The sequence below is a fragment of the Streptomyces sp. MMS24-W38 genome (assembly GCF_059889265.1).
Genome location: NZ_JCBCPP010000001.1, coordinates 6,916,681 through 6,937,853 on the forward strand (window position 1 = coordinate 6,916,681; position 21,173 = coordinate 6,937,853).

The window sequence follows — 21,173 nt, forward strand, 5'->3', positions numbered from 1 at the left end:
GGCCGGGAGCTGAGGTAGCGGTGACGACTTTCGAGGAACGCGGCGCGGTGCACGCCTTCCGGGACGACGCCCTGGGGGAACACGACGCCGTCGGTCTCGCCGCGGCGATCCGGCGGGGGGAGGTGGGTGCCGCCGAGGCCGCCCGGGACGCGGCGGAGCGGGTGCGGTCGGTCGAGGCGAGACTCAACGCGGTCCAGACGCACGCCGAGGTCCCGGCGCACGTCGGCGGGGCGGGCGGTGCCTTCGCCGGGGTGCCGACATTCGTCAAGGACAACACCGACTACCGGGGACTGCCCACCGGCCACGGCAGCGCCGCTTTCACCCCGGCGACCGCGCGGCGGCACGCGCCGTTCGCCCGGCAGTTCCTGAGCACCGGCGTCACGGTGCTGGGCAAGACCCGGCTGCCCGAGTTCGGGTTCAGCCCCACCACGGAGTACGAGGGCGCCGAGCCCGTTCGCAACCCGTGGAACACGGTCTACCGGGATTCATTCGCAGTGCATCGGGCTTCAGCCCGGTGGTGAAGCGAATCTGATGGTCGCGACGCGGAGCGTCGCCGCATCTGGTCCGGCGGAGCCGGACACGGCGGTTCACCGTCTGCGGCGCGGAGCGTCGTGATCGCTTCTCCTGGCGGAGCCGGGCTGTGCTCACAGCGGCCGGTTCTGCTGTTCGATGTACTGCCCGACCACAGTGAGGAGGTGCCGCTGATCTCCTCCATCCGCCTCAAGCGGGCACCAGTGAACACCTTGTGCTGGAACCCGGTCACGAAGACCAAATGCACATGCATGACGAGAACACAGTGCCGACCAGTTCTGATCTTCTGCATCTCACCCACAACTCAGGTACGTAGGGTGACGGTCATGCAGCTTCGGTACGGCTTCCGCCTGTATCCGGACACCGGTCAGCAGACCGCGTTGGCGAAGGCGTTCGGGTGCGCCCGCGTCGTGTTCAACGACGCGGTCCGCGCCCGTGAAGACGCCCGCACGGCGGGCGGGACGTTCCCGACGATCGGCGAGCTGTCCACGCGCCTGATCACCGAGGCCAAGCGGACAGCGGAACGGTCCTGGCTGGGCGAGGTCTCCGCGGTGGTGTTGCAGCAGTCCCTGCGGGACGCCGAGACCGCATATCGCAACTTCTTCGCCTCCTTGAAGGGCACCCGCAAGGGCCCGAAGCTGGGCCCGCCCCGCTTCAAGTCCCGCGGGGATGCCCGGCAGTCGATCCGGTTCACCGCCAACGCCCGCTGGAGCATCACCGACAGCGGTCGTCTGAACCTGCCGAAGATCGGGGCGGTGAAGGTGAAGTGGTCCCGCACGCTGCCCACCACCCCCACCTCCGTCACCGTCATCAAGGACGCGGCCGGCCGGTACTTCGCCTCCTTCGTCATCGACACCGACCCCGCCGCCGACGCTGCCCGGATGCCCGACACCGACCGCACCATCGGCATCGATCTCGGCCTGACCCACTTCGCCGTCCTGTCCGACGGCACGAAGATCGACTCCCCGAGGTTCCTGCGCCGCGCGGAGAAGAAACTGAAGAAGGCCCAGCGGGAGCTGTCCCGCAAGCAGAAGGGAAGCAAGAACCGGGCCAAGGCCCGCCTGAAGGTCGCCCGCGCCCACGCCGAGGTCGCCGACGCGCGCCGCGAGTTCCATCACCAGCTCTCCACGAAACTGATCTCCGAGAACCAAGGGATCGCGGTGGAGGACCTGTCGGTGGCGGGACTGGCCCGCACGAGGCTGGCCAAGTCCGTGCACGACGCAGGATGGTCATCGTTCGTGCACATGCTGGAGTACAAAGCGGAACGGTACGGACGGACCCTGGTGAAGATCGGCCGGTTCGAGCCGACCTCCCAGACCTGCTCCACCTGCGGCGTCAAGGACGGACCCAAACCCCTCGACGTCCGGGAGTGGACCTGTACCGCCTGCGGCACCGTCCACGACCGGGACACCAACGCCGCGATCAACGTGAAGACGGCCGCCGGACTGGCGGCATCGGCCTGCGGAGCGCCGGTAAGACCAGAACCCGTTCTGGCACAGCGCGAAGAAACAGGAAGCCACGGATTCCCGACCGAACCCCGTGCCGCGTAGCGGCACAGCAACGATCGAGAAGGCCGGAATCCCCGGGCTTCAGCCCGAGGAGCAAGTCAAACGAAGGCGTCGTCACCACGGCGGCGTGTCGTGGACGAGGGGATCCCGCCCGAGCCCCTCTCCCCGACCGCCCGCACCCACCTGGCCCGGCTGCGGCTGCTGCAGCAGGAACTGGGCACCGACGGCATGCTGCGCGCCCTCGCCCTGCGCACCGCCCCCGCCCCGTTCCCCGGCGACGACGGGCCACGAGACCGGCCGGGCCATCGGGCCGACACACACGGAGAGGTCTGACCGGTGCCCTCGATGGAGACACTGAGGCGTGAGGACCCCAGGCAGCTGGGCAGGTTCCGGCTGCTGTCCCGGATCGGCGCGGGCGGATTCGGCGAGGTGTTCCTGGGCCGGGAGGAACCGGGAGGGCGGGAGCGGTTCGCCGCGGTCAAACTCATCCGCACCGACATCGCCGAGTCCGAGCGGCTCAGACCCCGCTTCCACAGTGAGATCGAGGCCGTCGACCGGGCCGGGGGAGAGGGCATCCCCGAACTCCTGGGGGCCGATCCGGACGCCCGCCGCCCCTGGCTGGCCACGCGGTACATCCCGGGCCCCTCACTGCAACAGCTGGTCGACGGCTCCGGCCCGCTGCCCGAGGACACGGTGCTCGTACTCGGCCGCCGTCTGGCGGGCACCCTGGCCGACCTGCACGGCTCCCGGCTTTACCACCGGGACCTGAAACCGAGCAATGTGCTCGTCACCGCGACCCGTCCCTGGATCATCGACTTCAGCCTCGTACGGCTCGCCGCCAAACCCGGCGTGACCGTCACCGCGGACGCCATGGGCAGCTTCCAGTACGCCGCCCCCGAGCAGGCGAGCGGCCTCGGCCGCGCGCAGGGGCCCGCCGACGTCTTCGCCTTCGCCGCGACCCTGCTGTTCGCCGCCACGGGACATCCCCCCTACAACGGGCACAACCAGTTCGACATCCGGCTGCGGGCCCTGACGGAGCCACCGGACATCACCGGCCTGGAGGACGGCCCGCTGCGTGAGATCGTCACCGCGTGCCTCCGGTTCACCGACACCGAGCGTCCGACGATGGACGACGTGCGTGCCGCGCTGGCCCGCGCGACGGACGTGGACCGCATCCCCTACCCGCCCGCGGCGCTGAGTGTGTTCAGGCGTCACCTGGACGCGCTGCGCTCCCTCATCGGGCCGTGCGCCGACCGCCTGACACGGGAGGAGGCGGGGGAACAGGAGAGCGGGCGGGCGCCGGACGGGACGAGGGAGCGGGTACGGTCGCGCCCCGGGAGCAGGGCGGACCACGGCCTCGCCCCGACAGTGCCCGCGCCCGCGACGGTACCCGCCACCGTCCCGTTACCCGCACCCGCCGCCGGTGAGCGATGGGCGTGGCACTGCCACGACTGGTTGCGCGTTCCTCCCTGGCTGATGGGGGACATGGTGCTGATCGCCACGGCCGGCGGGGTGCTCTACGGCGTCGAGTACCGGAGCGGGCGGCCCCTGTGGCGCCTGGACCTCGGCGCACCGGTGCGAGGAGGACTGGTTCCGGCACGGGACGCGGTGGTCCTGGGCGCCGCCGACGGAGCGGTGCACCATGTCCGGCTGGCCGCGGCCGGCCCCGCGCACGCACGGCACCGGTACACAGCGGCGGTCCACGCTGTCGGCTGGTCCGGGGCCCTCGGTGACGACCCGGACCGGCTCTTCGTGGCCGAGGGGACCCGCGTGCACGCCCTCGACCTCCGTTCCGGGGAACGCGGTTGGGCCGTCGAGAACGCCGGAGCGGTGACGGGACGGCCGGTGGTGGCCGTCGGCAGGGCGGTCTACTGCACCGACCGTGGCCAGGTGGTGTGCCGCCGGATGGACGACGGGAGCCGGCTGTGGAGTGTGCACCTGCGTGCCGCCGGACCGGCCGGCGTGACGGTGCTCGACGAGGTCGTCGTCGTACCGGGGGCGGACGGGAGGGTGTACGCGCTCCACCGGGTGACGGGAGAGCACGTGTGGGCCGCGCCGGTCGGCGGCACCGTGCACCTGGCCGCCGTCGGATGCGGCGGGGCTGTCGTGGTCGTGACCACGGAAGGGGCGGTGACCGCTCTGGACGCCGGGGGCGGCCGCCCGCTGTGGACGACGTCGGTGCTCGGCGGGGCGGCCCCGTGTGCCCTGGACGTCCTCGTGGACGGTTCGGCCGTGTGCGTCGCCGACCAGGGCGGGATCCGGCTGCTCGGAGCCCACGACGGCCGTCCGCTGGGGCGCTGGGAACTGCCCTACGTTTCAGGGCTGCGCCCGGTCGAGGACGGTCTGATCGCGGTCGGCCTCGACGGCGCGGTGCGCAGGCTGTCCCTGGCCGGCGGCAGGTGTCCGGCCGTGAACTGAACTCCTTCATACCCGTACACCATGTGATGTACATGCATATCAGGAACGAGAATGAGAGATTTCGCCTTTTCCTCTGACAGAGGAGTGAGAGTCCCACTACGATCGCTGACGCGTTCTCAGCTCACAGCCCATGACCGGGGGTTCTGTGGTCCGGGGCGGTGGCGGGGGCTGCGGTCCGAGGGGGGAACCGTGAACAGCGACAGGTGGCCGGAGACCGGGCCGGCAGCCATGAGCGGTGACCCCGCCCCGGCCCGTGGACGCCGCGCGTGACGAGCGTCCGCCGCGACGGACCCGAGCACATCCGGCCACGGCCCCCGGACCTCGGGCACGACGACGCCGCGCAACCCGGCCACTGCCCCGTCTGCTGGTCGGGCGACGCCGGGCGGCGATGTACGGCCTGTGGCTGGGAGCGGACGGCGGCGGCCGTCGGGCCGACGGCACGGGACGCGGAGATCGCCGCCTGCTGGTCCTGGGACATGGCCGCGGCCGTCCTCGCGACCCGGCACCTGACGGCGAGTGGCCGGGCCCGCGGTGTGCCGCCCGGCGGCACCGTCGACACCCGCCTGCGCCCCCTGATCCGCCGCGCCCCCGCAACGGCGCCCGGAGGCAGTCCGCGCTCCCCCCGCCCGCTCGGCTCCCTCGACCCCTTCGGCCCGGGTGAGCGGAAGGACGCCGACCCGGGCAGCCCCACCGGCGCCCTGTCCGTGCTCACCGCGCTCGCGGCCGGCGAGTACGACGCGGTCTGTGTCCTCGGGATCTCCGCCTCCGGGCTGGCCCTGCGGGTGCTGGGCCGCTGCCCGCAGGGCACCGGATGGACGCACGACCCCCCGGGCGGTGACGTACGGTGGCCGGACGCCGCGCCCTGGCTGCCCGCGTCGACGACGGAACGCGCCTTCCTGCTGGCCGGCGGCATCGGCGCCGCGCCTCCCTACGGGACCCACGAGGTGCCGCGGGCCACCGACGAGGCGTGGGAGCCCGCCGTCCACCGTGCGCTGGCGACGACGCTGGCCCCCCTGCACGCCGCGCGTGCCCAGGGCCGCGCGGTGCCGCTGATCCTCGTCGGCCAGGCCCACGGCTGGCGCTGGCCGGGCTACGCGGCACAGGCGCTGACGACCAGGGCGCCGGCGGCGGCCCGGATGCTGCTGGACGCCTCCGACACGCGCACCCTGGACGACATCGTGGCGAGCGTCTGCCGTCGGGTTCCGCTGCGGCACGGCTACGCCCTGCTCACCCGCGCCGCCCGCGGCGGCCCGCCGGACCGGCGGACGACAGCCGAGGCCCGCATCCTCTTCCCGGGCGGTACGACCCTGCCCCGGGAAGGCGAACTGTTCGCCTCCGTCGAGCTGTTGGCGGACACGGCCACGGCCACGGATGCGGCTACGGGTACGGACACGGAAGTGGATCCGCGCATCGGTACGGACACCGGTACCGGTGTCCGCGTCGGCCGGAGGGGGCAGGGCGTCTTCGCCCTGCCGTTGGTGGCGGCCAGGGAAGGAGTCCGGGCGGAGGACTGGCCGGTGCTGCGCGCCGCACGCACGAGGGTGCGGCCGGGAGGCCGGACCACCGTCACGGTGGCCCTCGACAGCAACGGGCAACTCCGTTTCACAGAACCGGAGCTGTTCACCGAGGACCGCAACGGACGGACGCCGTCGCACTCCGCCGGGGCGGCGGGGCCCGCAGCCGCCGCGGCCGATGTGCTGCTGCTGCTCGAACTCGGCGGTACCGAGGACGAGTTCGAGCGCCGCGTCCGCTTCCTGCGGTCGGTGCTCCGGCAACTCGGGAACGCCTTCCCCCCGGACTTTGAACCCGGCCGCCACGACGCGAGAGCCGCAGCGGGGACGGGCGGTCCGAAGGGCCTGCGGGTCGGACTCGTCGGATACGAGGACCACAAGGTCCTTCCCGTGCGCGCTGAACGCGGCGGGGAGTCCGTCCTCAGCCTCTGGGGTCCCGGCTCCGCCGAGGCAGCGGTCGAGGCGGTCCGCCACTTCCCCGTACGGCCCGTACGCCACGACTACGGTGCGCCGCTCGAGGACGCCCTGCACGAAGCCGCCCACTGGCGGCACTGGCGCGACGGGGCCCGGCACCTGCTGCTCGTGCTGGCCCGCAGGCCGCCCCACCCCGCCCGTCAGCAGGCCGACCTCAGCCTGCCCTGCCCCGACCAGCACGACTACGAGAAAGCCCTGGACCGGCTGCGTACGGTGACCTGCCCCGACCTGACCGTCATCGGTGTACGCGACACGGTGGGCGTGGACACCTTCGGAAGCTGGCGGCCCAGGACCCGTGAGCGGCTCCGGCAGATCTGGCGCGCCCTCGGCCGCGACCACCTGTTCACCCTCGGGACACACACCCGACGACGTCGCCTCGTGCGTCAACGGTGCCCTGGGCCACCCCGCCGAGGCCCTCGGGCTGCTGACCGACCCGGCCACCGGACCGGCGGTCCGCGGACCCGCCCACCGCCATGGCGCGCGACTCGGTTCGCCGGCGGTACCACTCAGCCAGAAGGACAGTGAGCACGATGACTGAAAAAGATCCGGACGAGACCCGGTTCCCACCGTCCCTGTCGTCGGCGGGCCGCTTCCGGGAAGCCGGGTCGGCGCCGATGGAACACCTCTGGCGATCCGAGATCCGTGCCGCGCCGGTCGAGCAGGACGAGCGGGCGGAGAAACCCGATCAGCACGGGGAGATCGAGGAGGCCGAGAACGAGCCGGCCCATGCCGCACCCGTCGAGTTCGCCCCCGCCCCGCAGACCAGGGAGGTGTCGACCCGGATCGGCGTCTGGGGCTCCCCGGCCTCGGGCAAGACCACGTTCCTGGGCGCCCTCCGGCTCGCCGCGCTCGACCCGGCCGGGCCGTTCGGCCGCTGGCAGGTGGTGCCGTCCGACGACGTGTCGGAGAGGTTTCTGGTGGAGACGGCGCGGAAGCTGGCGATCGACAAGGTCTTCCCCCCGGCCACCCAGGCCGTGCGTCCGTACGCCTGGCGCTTTCGCGGCGACCTGAGCGGCACCGCCTTCGGCAGGCGCCGCCTGTGGCGCAGGCGGCCCGCGAACCGGCTGGAGTTCGAGCTGAGCGTGCTCGACGTGCCCGGCGGCGCCTACGAGGATCTCAGGAGCGACGGCATCGCCGCCCGGAGCATAGATCACCTGGCCAGGGCACAGGGGCTCGTCTATCTCTTCGACCCGCTGCGCGAGGCGCAGGACAGCGACTCGTTCGCCTACCTCAACGGCACCCTGACCCGGATCACCCGACTCTGCATGCAGGAGAACCGGCTGGACGGACCCTATCTTCCGCACCATCTCGCCGTGTGTCTCACCAAGTTCGACGACCCGGAGGTCTTCGACCGGGCCCGGCGCGGAGGCTGGACCGACCTCGGACCGAACGGCGTGCCCGTGGTGTCCGACCCCGCCGGTTTCTTCGACTGGCTCGCCGACGACCTGCACGGCAGCACCATGCGACTGGTGGGGCAGACCCTGCGCGCCCACTTCCATCCCGCGCGCCTCCACTTCTTCACCACCTCGGCGATCGGGTTCGGCACCATGCCCGGCGGATCCATCGACCTGCGCCGCTTCGGGAACGTCAACGTCGTCGACGGGGGGTACCGCATCGTGGGCCCGCTCCGCCCGTACAACGTCATGGACCCGCTGGTGGCCCTGCTGCTCGGCATGCGGAACGGGGGCCGTCCGTGAACGACGCGTTCACCGTGAAGGCATGGTGGGCCTGGTACAGCAAACAGGCCGGTTCGCTGGACGAGTACGACGTGCTGCGCTGCACCGGGGGAGCACGGCGCCGCGCCACGTTCTCCGACTACATCACCGACGCCAGTCTCGGTAACCCGCCCTCCGCGGCGGCCACGCGCGACCGGCTGCCCTGGGTCTCCGTGGTGGGCCTGTCCTTCACCGACCAGCAGTGGACGGGCGTCTCCGTGATGGAGTCCTCCACCCTGCGCGACGGCGCGAACCGGGACATCACGCCGACGCGCTACGTGCTGCTCGAATCCGCCGAACTGGTGCGCCGACGGGCGGAGTACGTCACTCTGTGGGACGCCGTGGCCTCCCTGCGTCTGCCGCCGGAGCACGACGAGACCATCCCGTTGGAGGTGCCCGCCCCGGCCGACAACGGCCTGCTGGAGGGCCTGGAGACCATCGCCGACCATGTGCCCGGCACCGCCGGCGACAGCGATCGGCGGCGGGCCGCGGCCGTGGACTGGGCCGCGGCCGCGGCCGCGCTCCTGCTGCAGGGCGGTCCCGTCGTCATCACCGGCGGCGGCTCCCTCGGCGCGCGGGCCCGGCTGGCCGTGTTCGACGCGATCGTCGGCTTCCTGCCGTACGGGGTGCGCAGCGGGCTGGCCGTGGGCAGCTGCGTCGACGGCGGTGACGAGCCGCACACCCACCTGGCCTTCGGACCGGCGCACACGCCGTCCGCCCGCTGCGTCGAACTGGGCACCCTCCCGCAGGTTCCGGCCGGCGCCCCGGAGGAGTACCGGCGACGGCTCTCCCGCCTGGTCGAGGGCCTGGGACTCGACGCGGTCACCGTCGGCCTGCGCGAGTTCGACGCCTCCGTCGCACCGGCCGAACCGGGGGCCGTCCTGGGCGTCCTCGACCGGCTCGACCCCTTCCGCGCCGCGGTGCACGCCGTGGAGACCGGGGAGCAGTCCGTGCAGCTGGTGACCAGAGGGCTGAACAGCCTGACGGACGGCGAGGAAACGGACTCCGAGGGCTTCCTACGGCTCGTCAGGTGCGGGATCGACTACGCCGTCGAACCCGGGGGCCGGGAGGTGCACGACGCGCTGAGCCGTCACTGGGTGCACGAGAAGACGGGACCGCGGGTCTCCGCGCTGATGGCGGAGGCCCTGCTGAACGTGGTGCTGAGCGGTGTCTCCGCCGCCGCGGACAGCACCTCGTGCCGCGCCAGGCTGGACGAGCTCTGGCGGCTGGTCGAACTGCGCCGCAAGGAGGCCGAGGTGCTGTGGCTGTTGCCCGGCAGCGGGGAACCGGCCGACGCCCAGCGCCTGCGGTACGCGGCCGACTGCCTGTGCCTGCTGGGCCCGGGCAGGGCGGCCGACGGCCGGGCCGACGCCGTGCGCGTGCTCCGGGACACGCGCCGGCTCACCCTCGCGGTGCTCGTGCGGGAATCGGCCGACCCCATGCGGCTCGCGGGCTGGCTGGCCCTGCTCGAGCCCATCGCGCACGAGGCCCCCGCCTGGCTGCGGGCCTGGGCGGTGCTGGCGGTGGGCGAACGGAAGGAGGCGGCCCTCGTCGAACCGCGTCCCACTGCCGAGGACGCCCTCCACGTGCTCACCGCCACCGTCCGTTCGGGGCAGCCCGACTGGACGGCCGAGGCCGTCCGCTGGCTGTGGCCGCAACTCTGTTCCGTCGCCGCCGGACGAGGGGAGAGCGGACCGACGGGCGACGACGGAGCCACCTCCAGGCTTTCCTTCCGGGGCCGGGGCGGATCTCGGAAACCCCCGGTCCAGACCCCGGCGCGCCCGGGCGACCCCGCGGGCCCGGGCCGGCCGGACGCGCGCGGCACCTTGCGGACCCTGCTCGCCACCGACACGGAGGTGTGGCAGCACTGCCGGGCGCGGGCCGACGTCCTGAACTGCCTGCTGGGTGCCCCGGCCGCCGGACCCCCGTGGCGGGAGTCGGCGTGCCACGCCTACGCACAGAGCCTGCACGGCATCCTCCGGGGCGAGGAACTGGCGCCCTTCCTGGCACTGCTCGTGAGGGAGCTCGCCACGCCGGTACTCGGCGAACCCTGGGGCAAGGAAGGCGAGTCCACCGTGCTGACGGCCCTGCTGCGGGTGCCGGACGAGGCGGCCGCGGAGAAACTGCGCCGCCGCGTCGACGCCCGGAACGAGGCATGGCGGCGACGGCAGGCCGCCCTGGAGACGGACCGGGCAGTCCAGGCCCGACGCCTCGCCGATCAGGAAGCCGCCCACAACGCCCGACTGCGGGCCGCCCGCCAGGCACAGGAGAACCAGGCCGTGCACCGGGCCGCCCGGGAACAGCACACCGGGACCGAGGCCGCCACCGGGACCGGTGCCGGTGGGGCGGCGGCCGCACCCCGCGAAGGCCGCGGGCGCCCGCCCGTCATCGGCACCGGCAACCGGACCGGCGACGCACCCGACCCACTGGACGTCCTCGCCGGGGCCGTCCAGCAACTCCGCTCCCCCCGGGACATCGCGGTGGCGTGGGCGCCCTTCACCCTCGACCTGGGCTCCGGCGCGGGCCGCCGGGCACTCGAACTGACCGGCCGCTGGTGGGAGAGGGCCCTGGAAAAGGAACGCGACGCGCTCTTCGGCCACCTGGAACGCACGCTGCTCACCGATCACCAGTGCAGCGTCGACCTCACCGCGGACATCCTGCACGAGATCAGGAGCCTGATCATGGCCGGCCACGCCTCCGGCCACAGCGGCGGCGGATGGCTGGCCGGGCCGGTGTTCCGGGAGGCGAAGCGGGAGCTCAGGGCCCGCCGCTCCCGGGTGCGTGAGCTGCGGCGGATACGGCTGATGTCCGTCTTCAACCTGGCACCGAGAACGCCGCGCAAGCACAAGAAGTGGAACAGAGGGAGCAGCGACCGATGAACGACACCCCCACCCGGCCTGCCCGGCGCGCACTCGCCGCGGCGCTGGCCACCGCCTTCCTCGCCCTGGGGCCCGTGCTGGGCCCGTCCGCCCCCGCGCGGGCCGCGGACGCCGGTGATCTGGAGCAGTTCCTGGACACGGTGGTGGGCACCCGCGGGGCCAGCTACGCGATCGCCGTCGACACCTCGCAGTCCATGGCGAACGGCGGCTCGTACGCGAAGGTCCGAGCGGTGCTTCCCACCTTCCTGAAGTCCCTGCACCCCGAGGACCTGGTCTGCCTGATCCCCTTCAGCGACGGTGCGCGCACCTGCGAGATGGTCTCCCGCGACGAGGCGCTCGCGGAACTCGACGAGGCACTGCCCGCCACCCCCGACGGCTCCGCGTCGAACTTCGGGCGCGCCTTCGAACAGGCGCTGGACGGCCTGCAAAGAGCCGGCACCGACGTCGGCGGGGTACTGCTGCTGTCCGACGCGCAACTGCACGCACCCGACGACACCAAGTACCGGGACTTCTCGGCGAGCGGCTGGTCCGCCCTGCGCAAGCAGGCCTCGGGACTGCCCGCCGACCGCACCCTGACCGGCTACGGAATCGCCCTGGCCCCCGGCGCCGAGGTCGAGGACGTCCTGGCCAAGGTGTTCCCCGGCTACCGGATGCTGGACGAGTCGGGGTCCCGGACCCGGGCCGCGATGACGGCGGCTCAGGACGACACCCGCCTGCGGCAGGCCGACCTCGCCGTGGCCGGGGACCAGGGCAAGGGGGTGTCCGTCTCGTGGCCGGACAGGCCGGAGAACGGGCCGGTGCCGGCCGGATCCGACCTCCGGGTACGGCTGACCGCCACCACCGACGCGCTGCCCGTGCACATCGGCGACCTGCGGATCGAAGGGCTCCCCGAGGGCGTCGAGCCGGTCGGCGAGCTGCCCCGCTCGGTCGACCTCAAGCCCGGGGAGTCCCACGACATCGACCTCGCGCTGAGCTCCGTCACCGCTCATCGCAAGGGGTGGGGGAGCGGTCCCCGGGCCGAGACCTGGCACCTGTCCGTCGACGGCCGGGTGAGCACGCCGGTGGCGCGGGCCGCCGAGCGGTTCGTCGACCGGCCGGCCCGGCTGGCCGCGTCCCCCGCCGGAGAATCCCTGGCGGTGCGGGGGACGGCACAGGTCTCCGTCGACCCGGTGCGCTGGGCCGTCCTGCTGGGGGCCCTCCTGCTGGCCCTCGCCCTGGTGACCGTCCTGCTGTTGCGCCGGTACCGCCCGGTGCGGGGCACGGTGTCCGCCGAAGGCGTCGACGCCCGGCAGCAGGTGCAGATCCCCCTGCAGGGGCGCCGTGAGGTCACCGCGGACCTCTCACCGCTGCTGGAGAGCAACGGATCGGTGAGGATCAGGAGCGTCCCCGGACCGCTGCGCGAGCAGCCGCCCATTCTCCTGCGCTGCCGCACCGCCGACCGGCCGGAACGCGAGATCGTCTGTTCCCCCGGCGAGACGGTGCTGTTGTGCGGCATCGAGTTCCACTACGTGCCCATGCCCACGCAGCGCGGTTGAGCGGAGCGCTTTCCCGGCGGCAGCCCTGGGCGAGTTCTGCCGCCGGGTGGCCCACGCCGCTTCGCCGGGTGGCGTGGCACCACGGCTCATCCGGGTGATCCGCACACGGCTCAGCCCCGAGGCCGTCGGCTCCGCGACATGCGCGGCATCGGCGGCCTCGGGGCTGTTCGGTTCGCCCGCTCAGGAGCCGCCGTCGCGCTCCCAGTGGTAGAAGCACTGAGCCATGGCGTCCTTGGGACTGCGCCACGTCGCGGGGTCGTACGGGCTGACGTACGCCTCCAGCTGCTCACTGATGCCGCGGAACTCGGGATGCCCGGCCACCTTCGCGATGGCGGGTGCCGGGTCCTGCTCGGACTCGATGAGGTGCAGATACAGGTCGTCACCGAACTGGAAGAGCCTGCGGCGGTTCACTCCGATCAGGTGGGGGAGTTCGCCCCGGTCGGAGGCGGCGAACACGTCGGCGATCCGCGGCGCCGAACCGGGCGCCATACGGGCGACGATGAGTGCGTGGTGCATCGACGGTCCTTTCCGGGTGGGTCGGCGGTCAGCCGGACGTGACGGACGCGCCCCTGTGGTCGCGGGCGGCCTGCTCGATCCGGTCCCGGATGAGCGCCATCTGCGTACGCGAGTTGCGGTTGATGTTGTCCGTCATCCAGTCGTCGTCGACCGGGGCGTCGGGCTTCATCGCGAAGTCCTGGGTCCAGCGCATCCGGACGCCGTCCGGGAGCTCCTCGTACTCCCACAGGATGTCCATGTGGGCGAAGGGCCCCGTTTCGACGCGACGGGCACGCACACTCCGCGTGGCGCGGTCGGGGGTGCGCTCGGAGACCCAGCTCCACACCTTCCCGTTGTCGTCCGGGTGCATGGTCAGCCGGAACGTCGTGGTGTCCCCCTCGCGGGAGAGCACTTCGACGGAGGCGTACTCGCTGAACAGTTGCGGCCAGTTCTCGAGGTCGTTGGTCATCTCCCAGACGAGGTCGAAGGGAGCGTCGATGGTGATGCTGTTCTCGGTGTGTCCTGTCACTTCAGGCTCCAGCCTTGAGGGTGCTGTTGACGAGGTCGAGGAATTCCCGGGGCGTCCTGCAGCGCTCCGAGTCGGGGGGGAGCGACCCGCTGTACCGGTTCTCCAGCTCGCCGACGATGCCGAGCAGGCCGAGCGAGTCGAGGCCGAAGGAGTCGAAGGGGGACTCCGCCGCCTGCCTGAGTTCCGCGGGGTCCACGGTGATGCCGGCCGCCTTCTTCATCAGGGCGGCCAGTTCATCGAAGGTCACTTCGGTGGTGATCATGGGTTGTCTGCTCCTTTCCCGCCCGGCACTACCGGGCGGATTCGCCACCGCGACGCACGACCAGCGCCGCGTTGGAGCCCATCAGTCCCCTGCTGAGAACGAGGGCCGTGCGCAGCTCGGCGGGCCGAGCACGCGACATCACCAGGTCGAGGTCGTGGCAGATGTCGAACACGTTGGGTGTGGGAGGCACCTGACCGTGTTCCATGGCGAGCACCGCGGCCACCGTGTCCAGCACGGGCGCCGCGCAGTGGGCCCGGCCGAAACCGGTCTTGGGCGCCGTGACGGGCACCCGTGTGCCGTGCGTGCCGAGTGCGTCGGCGATCGCCAGCGCCTCGGCGCGGTCCGCCTCCGGGACGCCCATGGCGTCGGCGAACACCACGTCGACCTCCTCCGGGGCCGCGCCCGCCTCGTCGAGGGCGCCGCGGATCGCGCGGGCCAGCCCCTCCCGGGACTCCTCCCAGCGGGAGGCACCGGTGAAGGTGGCGGCATGGCCGGCCACGGTGGCCCGCACCGGCGCCCCGCGTCCGCGGGCGCGTTCCTCGTCCTCGACGACGAGCAGGGCGCCACCCTCGGCGGGCACGAACCCGCAGGCGTCCGAGGTGAACGGACGGTAGGCCAGGTCCGGGTCCTCGGCGGTGCTGAGCTCGGGGTAGCCGAGCTGGCAGACCATCGAATAGGGGGCGAGGGGTGCCTCCGCGGCGCCGACGATCATCGTGTCGGTGCCGCGCCGGACCGCCCCGGCGGCGTGCGCGAGGGAGTCGAGCCCGCCGGCCTCGTCGCTCGCCACCACCCCGCACGGGCCCTTGAAGCCGCCGCGGATGGAGATCTGGCCGGTGCTCGCGGCGTAGAACCAGGCGATGGACTGGTACGGGCCGACGAACCGCGGGCCCTGCCCCCAGAGTTTCTGCAGCTCCCGCTGTCCGAACTCGCCGCCGCCGGAACCGGCCGCGGTGACCACGCCGATGGAGAACGGCTCCGCGGGATCTCCGCTGCCGAGTCCGGCGTCGTCGAGGGCGAGGGCGGCCGCCGCCATCGCGAAGTGGCTGAACCGGTCGGTCTGGACCAGGAAACGGTCCTCGATGAGGGCCGCCGCGTCGAAGGCCCGGACCTCGCCCGCCACCCGCAGCGGCAGATGTCCGCAGCCCTCGCGGGTGATCCGGTCCAGCACGCCGACGCCTTCGCTGACGGACTTCCAGTAGGCGTCGGTCCGCAGTCCGTTGGGCGCGATCACACCGATGCCGGTGATGGCCGCGCGGCGGGGGCGCTGAGTGCGCTGAGTGCTCATCGGGTCCTCCCACCCGGCCCGGTCAGCAGCACCGCGGACTGGAAACCGCCGAATCCGCTGCCGACGGAGAGCACGTTCCTCAGCCTCCGCGGACGGGCGGTGCGCGGCACGTAGTCCAGGTCGCACTCGGGGTCGGGGGTCTCGTAGTTCGCCGTCGGCGGTACGACCTGGTGCTTCAGGGCGAGCACACAGGCGACCACCTCGATCGCGCCGATCGCGCCGAGCGAGTGCCCCACCATCGACTTGATGGAGCTCATGGGCGTCTCGTGGGCGTGGGCGCCGAGGGACCGCTTCACCGCGGCCGTCTCGTGCCGGTCGTTCTGCCGGGTGCCGGAGCCGTGCGCGTTGACGTAGTCGATCAGTGTGGGGTCGAGACGGGCCTGGTCGAGCGTGCTGTCGATGGCCCGCGCCATCTCCAGGCCCTCGGTGGTCAGACCGGTCATGTGGTAGGCGTTGCCGTACGTGGCGTACCCGCTGATCTCGCAGTGGATCTCCGCGCCGCGGGCCCGGGCGTGCTCGTACTCCTCGAGGACGAGGACCGCCGCGCCCTCGCCCATCACGAAGCCGTCGCGGCGGGCGTCGAACGGCCGGGAGGCGTGCTCCGGGTCGTCGTTGTTCGGCGAGGTCGCCTTGATGGCGTCGAAGCAGGCCATCGTGATCGGCGAGATCGGGGAGTCCGACGCCCCGGCGATGCAGACGTCGGCCCGGCCCTCGGCGATGGTGTGGAAGCCGTAACCGACCGCGTCGAGGCCGGAGGTGCAACCGGTGGAGACGGTCTGCACGGGGCCCCGCGCGCCGAACCGCTCGGCGACGACCGAGGCGAGGGTGCTCGGCTGGAACGCCATGTGCAGTTTCGGGTCGGCCTGCCGGTGGTCCACGTCCCAGCGCTTGCCGTGCTCGCTGACCTGCACGTAGTCGTGCTCCAGCCGGGTGGTGCCGCCGACCGCGCTGCCCAGCGACACCGCGGTGCGCCAGGGGTCGTCGGTGGCGGCGTCGAGCCCGGAGTCGCGGACCGCCTCGGCGGTGGCCACCGCGGCGAACTGGATGTACCGGTCGGCGTGCTGGCACAGGTCAGGGTCGAGGCCGTGGGCGAACGGGTCGAAGTCGCACTCGGCAGCTATTCGGGAGCGAAGACCGCTCGGATCGAACAGGGTGATGCCTCGGGTCGCGGTGCGGCCGGCTGCCAGCAGATCCCAGAACGCCGTCGCTCCGGTGCCGCCGGGAGCGACCACACCGATACCGGTGACGGCCACTCGCCGGGTCATTTCATGGCCTCACTGCGATCGGCCGGCCGGTCCTGCCCCGGCCCGGACGCACCCGGCCCGCCCACGGTCAGCTGGGGACCGGCCACGGAACCGGCGTTCTCCTCGGTGTCGACGTGACCGAGACTCGGGTGCGGGGCGAGCGGACCCAGGTGGAACACCATGCGGGCCTCGGCGTCGGAGACGTTGCGGAACCGGTGCCGCATGTCGATCGGGATCATCAGCCCCTGCTCGGCCCGGAGCGCGAACGGTTCCCCGTCCAGGTCGACTTCGAGGGCGCCGCTGACGACGTAGACGAACTCCTCGGAGTACGGGTGGTAGTGCTCGCCGATGCGCTCGCCGGGCTGGATGACGGCCAGTCCCATGAAGCCGCTGGTGGAACCCACCGTGGCCGGGGTGAGCAGGGTTCTGAGGTCGCCCCCGCGCCGTCGGTTGGGTTCCGTCTCGCTCAGGTCCACGATGCGTGGATGCTGTTTGGACATGGTTGGTACCTCCGGGTGTGGCGGGGACGTCCGGGCGCGCGGGCCGCTGACGTCCCCACGGTTTGCCGTCAGGAATCCGCCGTGCTGCGGTCGGTGACGGGCAGCATGTCGGCGTGCGACAGCAGCCGGTTGATGTTGCGTTCCGAGTCCAGCGGGCCCTCGACGCCGACCGCGGCGCCGTCCAGGAGCCGCTCCAGCTCCGCCGCCTTCCCCGCGCCCTTGATGCCGAGCGCCGCGAGGGGGTCGAGGTCGAGGTCGCCGGTGGCGTCGATCAGACGGACCACGACGTCGTCGCGCTGGAAGACGGTGCTCGAGTACACCGGGCCGTCCGGTTCTTCGGCTGCGGCCTCGTCCTGGTGGGAGAGGAACCGGGCCATTTCCTCCCCGCGGCCCTCGACGGCCGGGTAGTACAGCGCATGCCGCCGCAGACCCGCGGGCCGGGGCCCGTCCCTGTCGACGTGGTGCACGGCGGGGAGCGCGGCCCTGGTGAAGAACACCCGCATGGAGCCGGGATCGCTGAGATCCCGGGCATGCTCCAGACAGGGGTTGATGGCCTCTTCGGCCGCTCGGGTCTCGGGCTGGTCGGCCACGTGGCGCAGCGCCGTGGCCAGGTCGCCCTCCACCTCCATGGCCCGCACCACGCGGTTGCCGTGCATGAACACGGAGGTGCGGCGCAACCGCGTGGTGTCGTTCAGCGCGGCCTTGGGGGAAGCGTACCCGGCCAGGTGCTCCGCGACCTTGGACTCGGTGCCCGGCTTGACGGTGAAGGTGAGGGCGTGTCGGGCCACGCTCTCACCGACGCGGGCCTGCGTCTGGAGGTCCGCGGCGGCCCGTCCGGTGAGCGGCTGGCCGTCCCGCATCTCGCGCAGGACGCTGTAACGCATCGACCGGGTGTCGCGGACGCAACTGTGCAGCGGGCGGACGGTCTCGATGTGCTCCTCGCTGTTCACCCAGGCGAGGAAGGGCGGGGCGCTCTCCCACTCGCTGGTGATGAGCCACTGCGAGGGGTTCTCGATCGACTGGCAGAGCTGGTCACTGATGTGACCGGGGACGGACGCGATCATGCTGCTCATGTGCTCGTACGCGTCGAGGAACTGCTCCTGGGCCCCGTCGTACAGGTCGAGCATCAGGGTCACCCGCAGCCTGGAGCCGTCGAACGCCGACTGCGGTATGCGGCCCGTCGTGCGGTCCGTCGTGCGTCCCGTGGTGGTCATCCGGCGCACCTCTCCTCATTCTTCACGGAAGGTTCTTCACTGGAGGTCGGGAACGGCCGCCGCATCCGAAGGTCCGGGGTCGTCCTGCATCGATCGTCGACGGGCCCCGTGATGTGCGCGAGCGCCACGGGGCAGGTGGGTGAACCCCGCGTCAACCGGGTGCCACCAGGACGCGGAACGACCTGTACCGGGCATGGATCCGGCATCCTTTTCCACGCCCGTCGCGGGCGACGCTGGAGGCAGTTCAATGAACCGTTCGGAAACGGCCGACGAGATCGGCCACCGCACGCCCGTCCTGATCGTCGGCGGTTCCCTGGTGGGCCTGTCCATGTCCGTGTTCCTGGGACGTCTGGGGGTGCCGCACACGCTCGTCGAACGTCACCCGGGCACGTCGATCCATCCACGCGGGCGCGGGAACAATGTGCGCACCATGGAGCTGTACCGGGTGGCCGGAGTCGATCAGCAGATCAGAGAGGTCGCGTCGGTCCTCGCGGACAACCACGGGATCATGCAGACGCCGAGCCTGGTGGACGGCGACGGCGAGTGGCTCTTCAAGGAGATCGACCCCGGCGGCGGACTGGCCCGGTTCAGCCCCGGCGGGTGGTGCCAGTGCAGCCAGAACGACCTCGAACCGGTGCTCCTCGCACACGCCCGCGAACTCGGCGGCGACCTGCGCTTCGCGACCGAGATGATGTCGTTCGACCAGGACGGCGACGGTGTGACGGCGCGGGTCAAGAGCCGGGAGACCGGCGAGCACACCACCATCCGGGCGGACTACCTGGTCGCCGCGGACGGCCCGCGCAGCCCTGTCCGGGAGCGGCTCGGCATCGGACATAACGGACCGGGCGACCTGTTCCACAACGTGAGCGTCACCTTCTCCTCCCGCGACCTCGCGAGCATTGTCGGCGACCGGCGGTTCATCCTCTGCTACCTCACCGACCCGGAGGCCGACGGGGCGCTGCTCCCGGTCGACAACGCCGAGAACTGGGTGTTCCACGCCCCCTGGCACCCCGAACACGGCGAAACCTTCGAGGAGTTCACCGACGAGCGGTGCGTCGCCCACATCCGGCGGGCGATCGGAGCCCCCGACCTCGACGTCAAGATCACCGGCCGGGCCGCGTGGCACGCCGCCGAACGGGTCGCCGAACGCTACGCCGACGGCCGGGTGTTCCTCGCCGGTGACTCGGCCCACGAGATGTCGCCCACCGGGGCGTTCGGTTCCAACACCGGCATCCAGGACGCGCACAACCTGGCCTGGAAACTGGCCGCCGTCCTCGGCGGCTGGGCGGGACCCGGACTGCTGGACTCCTACGACGCCGAGCGTCGTCCGGTCGCGGAGGCGACCAGCGCCCGCGCCTCGAACCGCTCGGTCGAGCACAGTCACCCCGGCTACACGCCCGAGGCGGGCGCCGGCAGCAAGGGCCCGAAGGGCGGAATCCTCAACGTGGCGCTGGGCTACCGCTATCCGCGGGGCGCGGTCCTCGGCAGTGACCCGGCGGCGCCGGTCGTCCCCGACGGCCTGCAACTGGCGGGGGAGCCCGGCAGCCGGGCCCCCCACCTGTGGCTGGACCGCGCCGGCGCCCGCGTCTCCACCATCGACCTCTACGAGCGGTCACTGGTGCTGCTCAGCTCCGAGGACAGCGCCTGGCACACCGCCGCGGAGCAGGTGGCGAAGCGCCTGCCGGTGCCGCTCGACTCGTACCGGATCGGCAGCGGTCCGACCGCGGACCTGACACCGGACGCCGATGTGGACTGGGCGCGGGCCCACGGCGTCACCGAGGACGGCGCGGTTCTGGTCCGCCCCGACGGGTTCGTGGCGTGGCGCTCCGAAGGGGCCGTTCCGGACGCCGCGACGGCGCTGCACGACGCCGTCGCGGACATCCTGGCCCGGCCACGGGACTGACGAGGGGCGTGGAGCGGGGGCGTCAGGCTCCTCCGACGCCGCCCTGCCGCCCCCGCTCCGCCTTGGCCTGGTGCTGTTCGAACCGCTGGACCGCCGACCCGTCGTCGTTCCACGGCCACGGGGTCACCGTGCCCTGAAGCGCCTGGAACACCGGGTGCGCGTCGGCGGCCCGGCCGGCTGCGCACAGCGCGTACGCCAGCACGTTCAGATCCGCCTGGGCCGCCGCGTGCTGGAAGAATCCCGGCTTCGCCCAGAGGGAGGCGGCTTGCTCCAGTGAGGCCGCGATCTGTCCGCCCTCCCACAGCTGACCTGCCGTCATGGCCCGGACGCCGCCCTGCGCCACCAGTCCCTGGTACTGCCGCACGGCCGCGGTCACCTCGATCGCGGCGCACGGCGCGTTGGCCGGTATACGGGCGCGCACCACATCGATGAAGTCGAGGACGGCCGCACTCGAACCGCCTTCCTCCGGCGACAGATGGGCGAGCATCTGCAGATACGCCTCGCGGTGCCAGCGGTCGCGTCCGGTGGCCTCCCGCCAGATGGCGTTGACCTCGCCCTGCGCGTACCGCTCGATCCGGGCCATGCCGAGCAGGGTCACCCAGGGCAACGGATCCGCCGGATTCAGCTCCGCGGCCCGACGGCACTGGGTCACCAACCGCCCCGCGTCCTCCAGGTGCCTGTCCCGCAGGCCGCGGACCAGGCCGACCCTGGAGTGGAACACCAGCGCGTCGGGGTTCTCCGGCTCCTTGGCCAGCCAGGCGGACGCCAGCTCCGACCCCGATTCGACCGTCGAGTCGGCCAGTACGGAGACACGGTGGCCGCGTCGGTCCCAGTCGTCCCCGGTCTCCTCGAGAAGCGTGGCGACGAGTGTCACCTCCGCCTGCTTGACGTTCCCACCGCGCTTGTTCAACTGCTTGAGGACGCGCGCGAGGTCGGCGTCGTCGAGGGCGGGGACGATTCGGGGACGTTTACTGGTACGACTGCTGAAGAGGGACATGCCCGCAGACTAGGAACTTTATTGGGCCGGGCAACCGGTACGAGGCGATCGTTACCGATCCGGCCCTTTGGGTCACACCGTGCGTCCATCAGGCCGGCACATGGGGTCCGAGCAGGGCGAACACCGCCGGGGCGGGGCCGGACCGCTTGCCGGTCCCGCCCCGCCCTGTCTGT

General features: G+C 72.4%; 16 protein-coding genes and 1 pseudogene. 9 read left to right on the forward strand and 8 right to left on the reverse strand.

Translation table 11 applies throughout. The features are described 5' to 3' along the window. Positions 1-20: 20 nt before the first annotated feature. The 8 genes and pseudogenes from AC6F7H_RS30475 to AC6F7H_RS30510 all read left to right on the forward strand — a co-directional run. Positions 21-473, forward strand: a pseudogene (locus AC6F7H_RS30475) (amidase family protein); the annotation flags it as partial. A gap of 384 nt (positions 474-857) precedes the next feature. Further along, entirely contained in the window at positions 858-2,081 is a 1,224-nt protein-coding gene (locus AC6F7H_RS30480) for an RNA-guided endonuclease InsQ/TnpB family protein (protein ID WP_500760765.1), read from the forward strand. Between the two features lie 90 nt (positions 2,082-2,171). Then, complete coding sequence (locus tag AC6F7H_RS30485; RefSeq protein WP_500760768.1) at positions 2,172-2,372, forward strand: hypothetical protein; 201 nt, start codon at positions 2,172-2,174, stop codon at positions 2,370-2,372. A gap of 12 nt (positions 2,373-2,384) precedes the next feature. Then, positions 2,385-4,457 carry a protein kinase domain-containing protein gene (locus tag AC6F7H_RS30490; protein WP_500760770.1) on the forward strand — a complete coding sequence of 691 codons (2,073 nt, stop codon included), beginning with the start codon at positions 2,385-2,387 and terminating at the stop codon, positions 4,455-4,457. Positions 4,458-4,933: 476 nt separating this feature from the next. After that, positions 4,934-6,967 (forward strand): hypothetical protein, encoded by a 2,034-nt coding sequence (locus tag AC6F7H_RS30495; protein ID WP_500760773.1) that lies wholly within the window; start codon positions 4,934-4,936, stop codon positions 6,965-6,967. A gap of 5 nt (positions 6,968-6,972) precedes the next feature. Further along, positions 6,973-8,139 (forward strand): hypothetical protein, encoded by a 1,167-nt coding sequence (locus AC6F7H_RS30500; protein WP_500760775.1) that lies wholly within the window; start codon positions 6,973-6,975, stop codon positions 8,137-8,139. Beyond that, positions 8,136-11,036 carry a hypothetical protein gene (locus AC6F7H_RS30505; protein ID WP_500760778.1) on the forward strand — a complete coding sequence of 967 codons (2,901 nt, stop codon included), beginning with the start codon at positions 8,136-8,138 and terminating at the stop codon, positions 11,034-11,036. Before AC6F7H_RS30500 ends, AC6F7H_RS30505 begins: the two co-directional genes overlap by 4 nt. Continuing rightward, positions 11,033-12,571 carry a VWA domain-containing protein gene (locus tag AC6F7H_RS30510; RefSeq protein WP_500760780.1) on the forward strand — a complete coding sequence of 513 codons (1,539 nt, stop codon included), beginning with the start codon at positions 11,033-11,035 and terminating at the stop codon, positions 12,569-12,571. The genes AC6F7H_RS30505 and AC6F7H_RS30510 overlap by 4 nt, the downstream gene beginning before the upstream one ends. A gap of 180 nt (positions 12,572-12,751) precedes the next feature. Here the strand turns inward: AC6F7H_RS30510 and AC6F7H_RS30515 are convergent, their stop codons facing one another. The 7 genes from AC6F7H_RS30515 to AC6F7H_RS30545 all read right to left on the reverse strand — a co-directional run bounded on the left by AC6F7H_RS30515 (position 12,752) and on the right by AC6F7H_RS30545 (position 18,100). Then, positions 12,752-13,087, reverse strand: a complete 336-nt coding sequence (locus AC6F7H_RS30515; RefSeq protein WP_363032668.1) for a TcmI family type II polyketide cyclase — start codon at positions 13,085-13,087, stop codon at positions 12,752-12,754. Positions 13,088-13,115: 28 nt separating this feature from the next. After that, the gene (locus AC6F7H_RS30520) at positions 13,116-13,595 is read right to left on the reverse strand and encodes an SRPBCC family protein (protein WP_363032667.1); all 480 of its coding nucleotides are present in this window, start codon (positions 13,593-13,595) and stop codon (positions 13,116-13,118) included. A 1-nt stretch (position 13,596) separates the two neighbouring features. Further along, positions 13,597-13,857 carry an acyl carrier protein gene (locus AC6F7H_RS30525; RefSeq protein WP_109382202.1) on the reverse strand — a complete coding sequence of 87 codons (261 nt, stop codon included), beginning with the start codon at positions 13,855-13,857 and terminating at the stop codon, positions 13,597-13,599. Between the two features lie 28 nt (positions 13,858-13,885). Beyond that, on the reverse strand, positions 13,886-15,142 hold the full coding sequence (locus tag AC6F7H_RS30530; protein ID WP_500760785.1) for a ketosynthase chain-length factor: 1,257 nt from the start codon (positions 15,140-15,142) through the stop codon (positions 13,886-13,888). Then, the gene (locus tag AC6F7H_RS30535; RefSeq protein ID WP_500760788.1) at positions 15,139-16,407 is read right to left on the reverse strand and encodes a beta-ketoacyl-[acyl-carrier-protein] synthase family protein; all 1,269 of its coding nucleotides are present in this window, start codon (positions 16,405-16,407) and stop codon (positions 15,139-15,141) included. Before AC6F7H_RS30535 ends, AC6F7H_RS30530 begins: the two co-directional genes overlap by 4 nt. Next, positions 16,404-16,886 carry a cupin domain-containing protein gene (locus AC6F7H_RS30540; protein ID WP_500760791.1) on the reverse strand — a complete coding sequence of 161 codons (483 nt, stop codon included), beginning with the start codon at positions 16,884-16,886 and terminating at the stop codon, positions 16,404-16,406. The genes AC6F7H_RS30535 and AC6F7H_RS30540 overlap by 4 nt, the downstream gene beginning before the upstream one ends. Positions 16,887-16,954: 68 nt before the next feature. Beyond that, positions 16,955-18,100 (reverse strand): SchA/CurD-like domain-containing protein, encoded by a 1,146-nt coding sequence (locus AC6F7H_RS30545; protein ID WP_500760794.1) that lies wholly within the window; start codon positions 18,098-18,100, stop codon positions 16,955-16,957. Between the two features lie 247 nt (positions 18,101-18,347). On the opposite strand from AC6F7H_RS30545, the gene AC6F7H_RS30550 reads away from it, so the two are divergent. Continuing rightward, a complete protein-coding gene (locus AC6F7H_RS30550; RefSeq protein ID WP_500760796.1) occupies positions 18,348-20,003 on the forward strand; it encodes an FAD-dependent oxidoreductase in 1,656 nt (551 codons plus the stop codon). A gap of 22 nt (positions 20,004-20,025) precedes the next feature. Here the strand turns inward: AC6F7H_RS30550 and AC6F7H_RS30555 are convergent, their stop codons facing one another. Next, the gene (locus tag AC6F7H_RS30555; RefSeq protein ID WP_500760799.1) at positions 20,026-21,000 is read right to left on the reverse strand and encodes a hypothetical protein; all 975 of its coding nucleotides are present in this window, start codon (positions 20,998-21,000) and stop codon (positions 20,026-20,028) included. Positions 21,001-21,173: the final 173 nt, after the last annotated feature.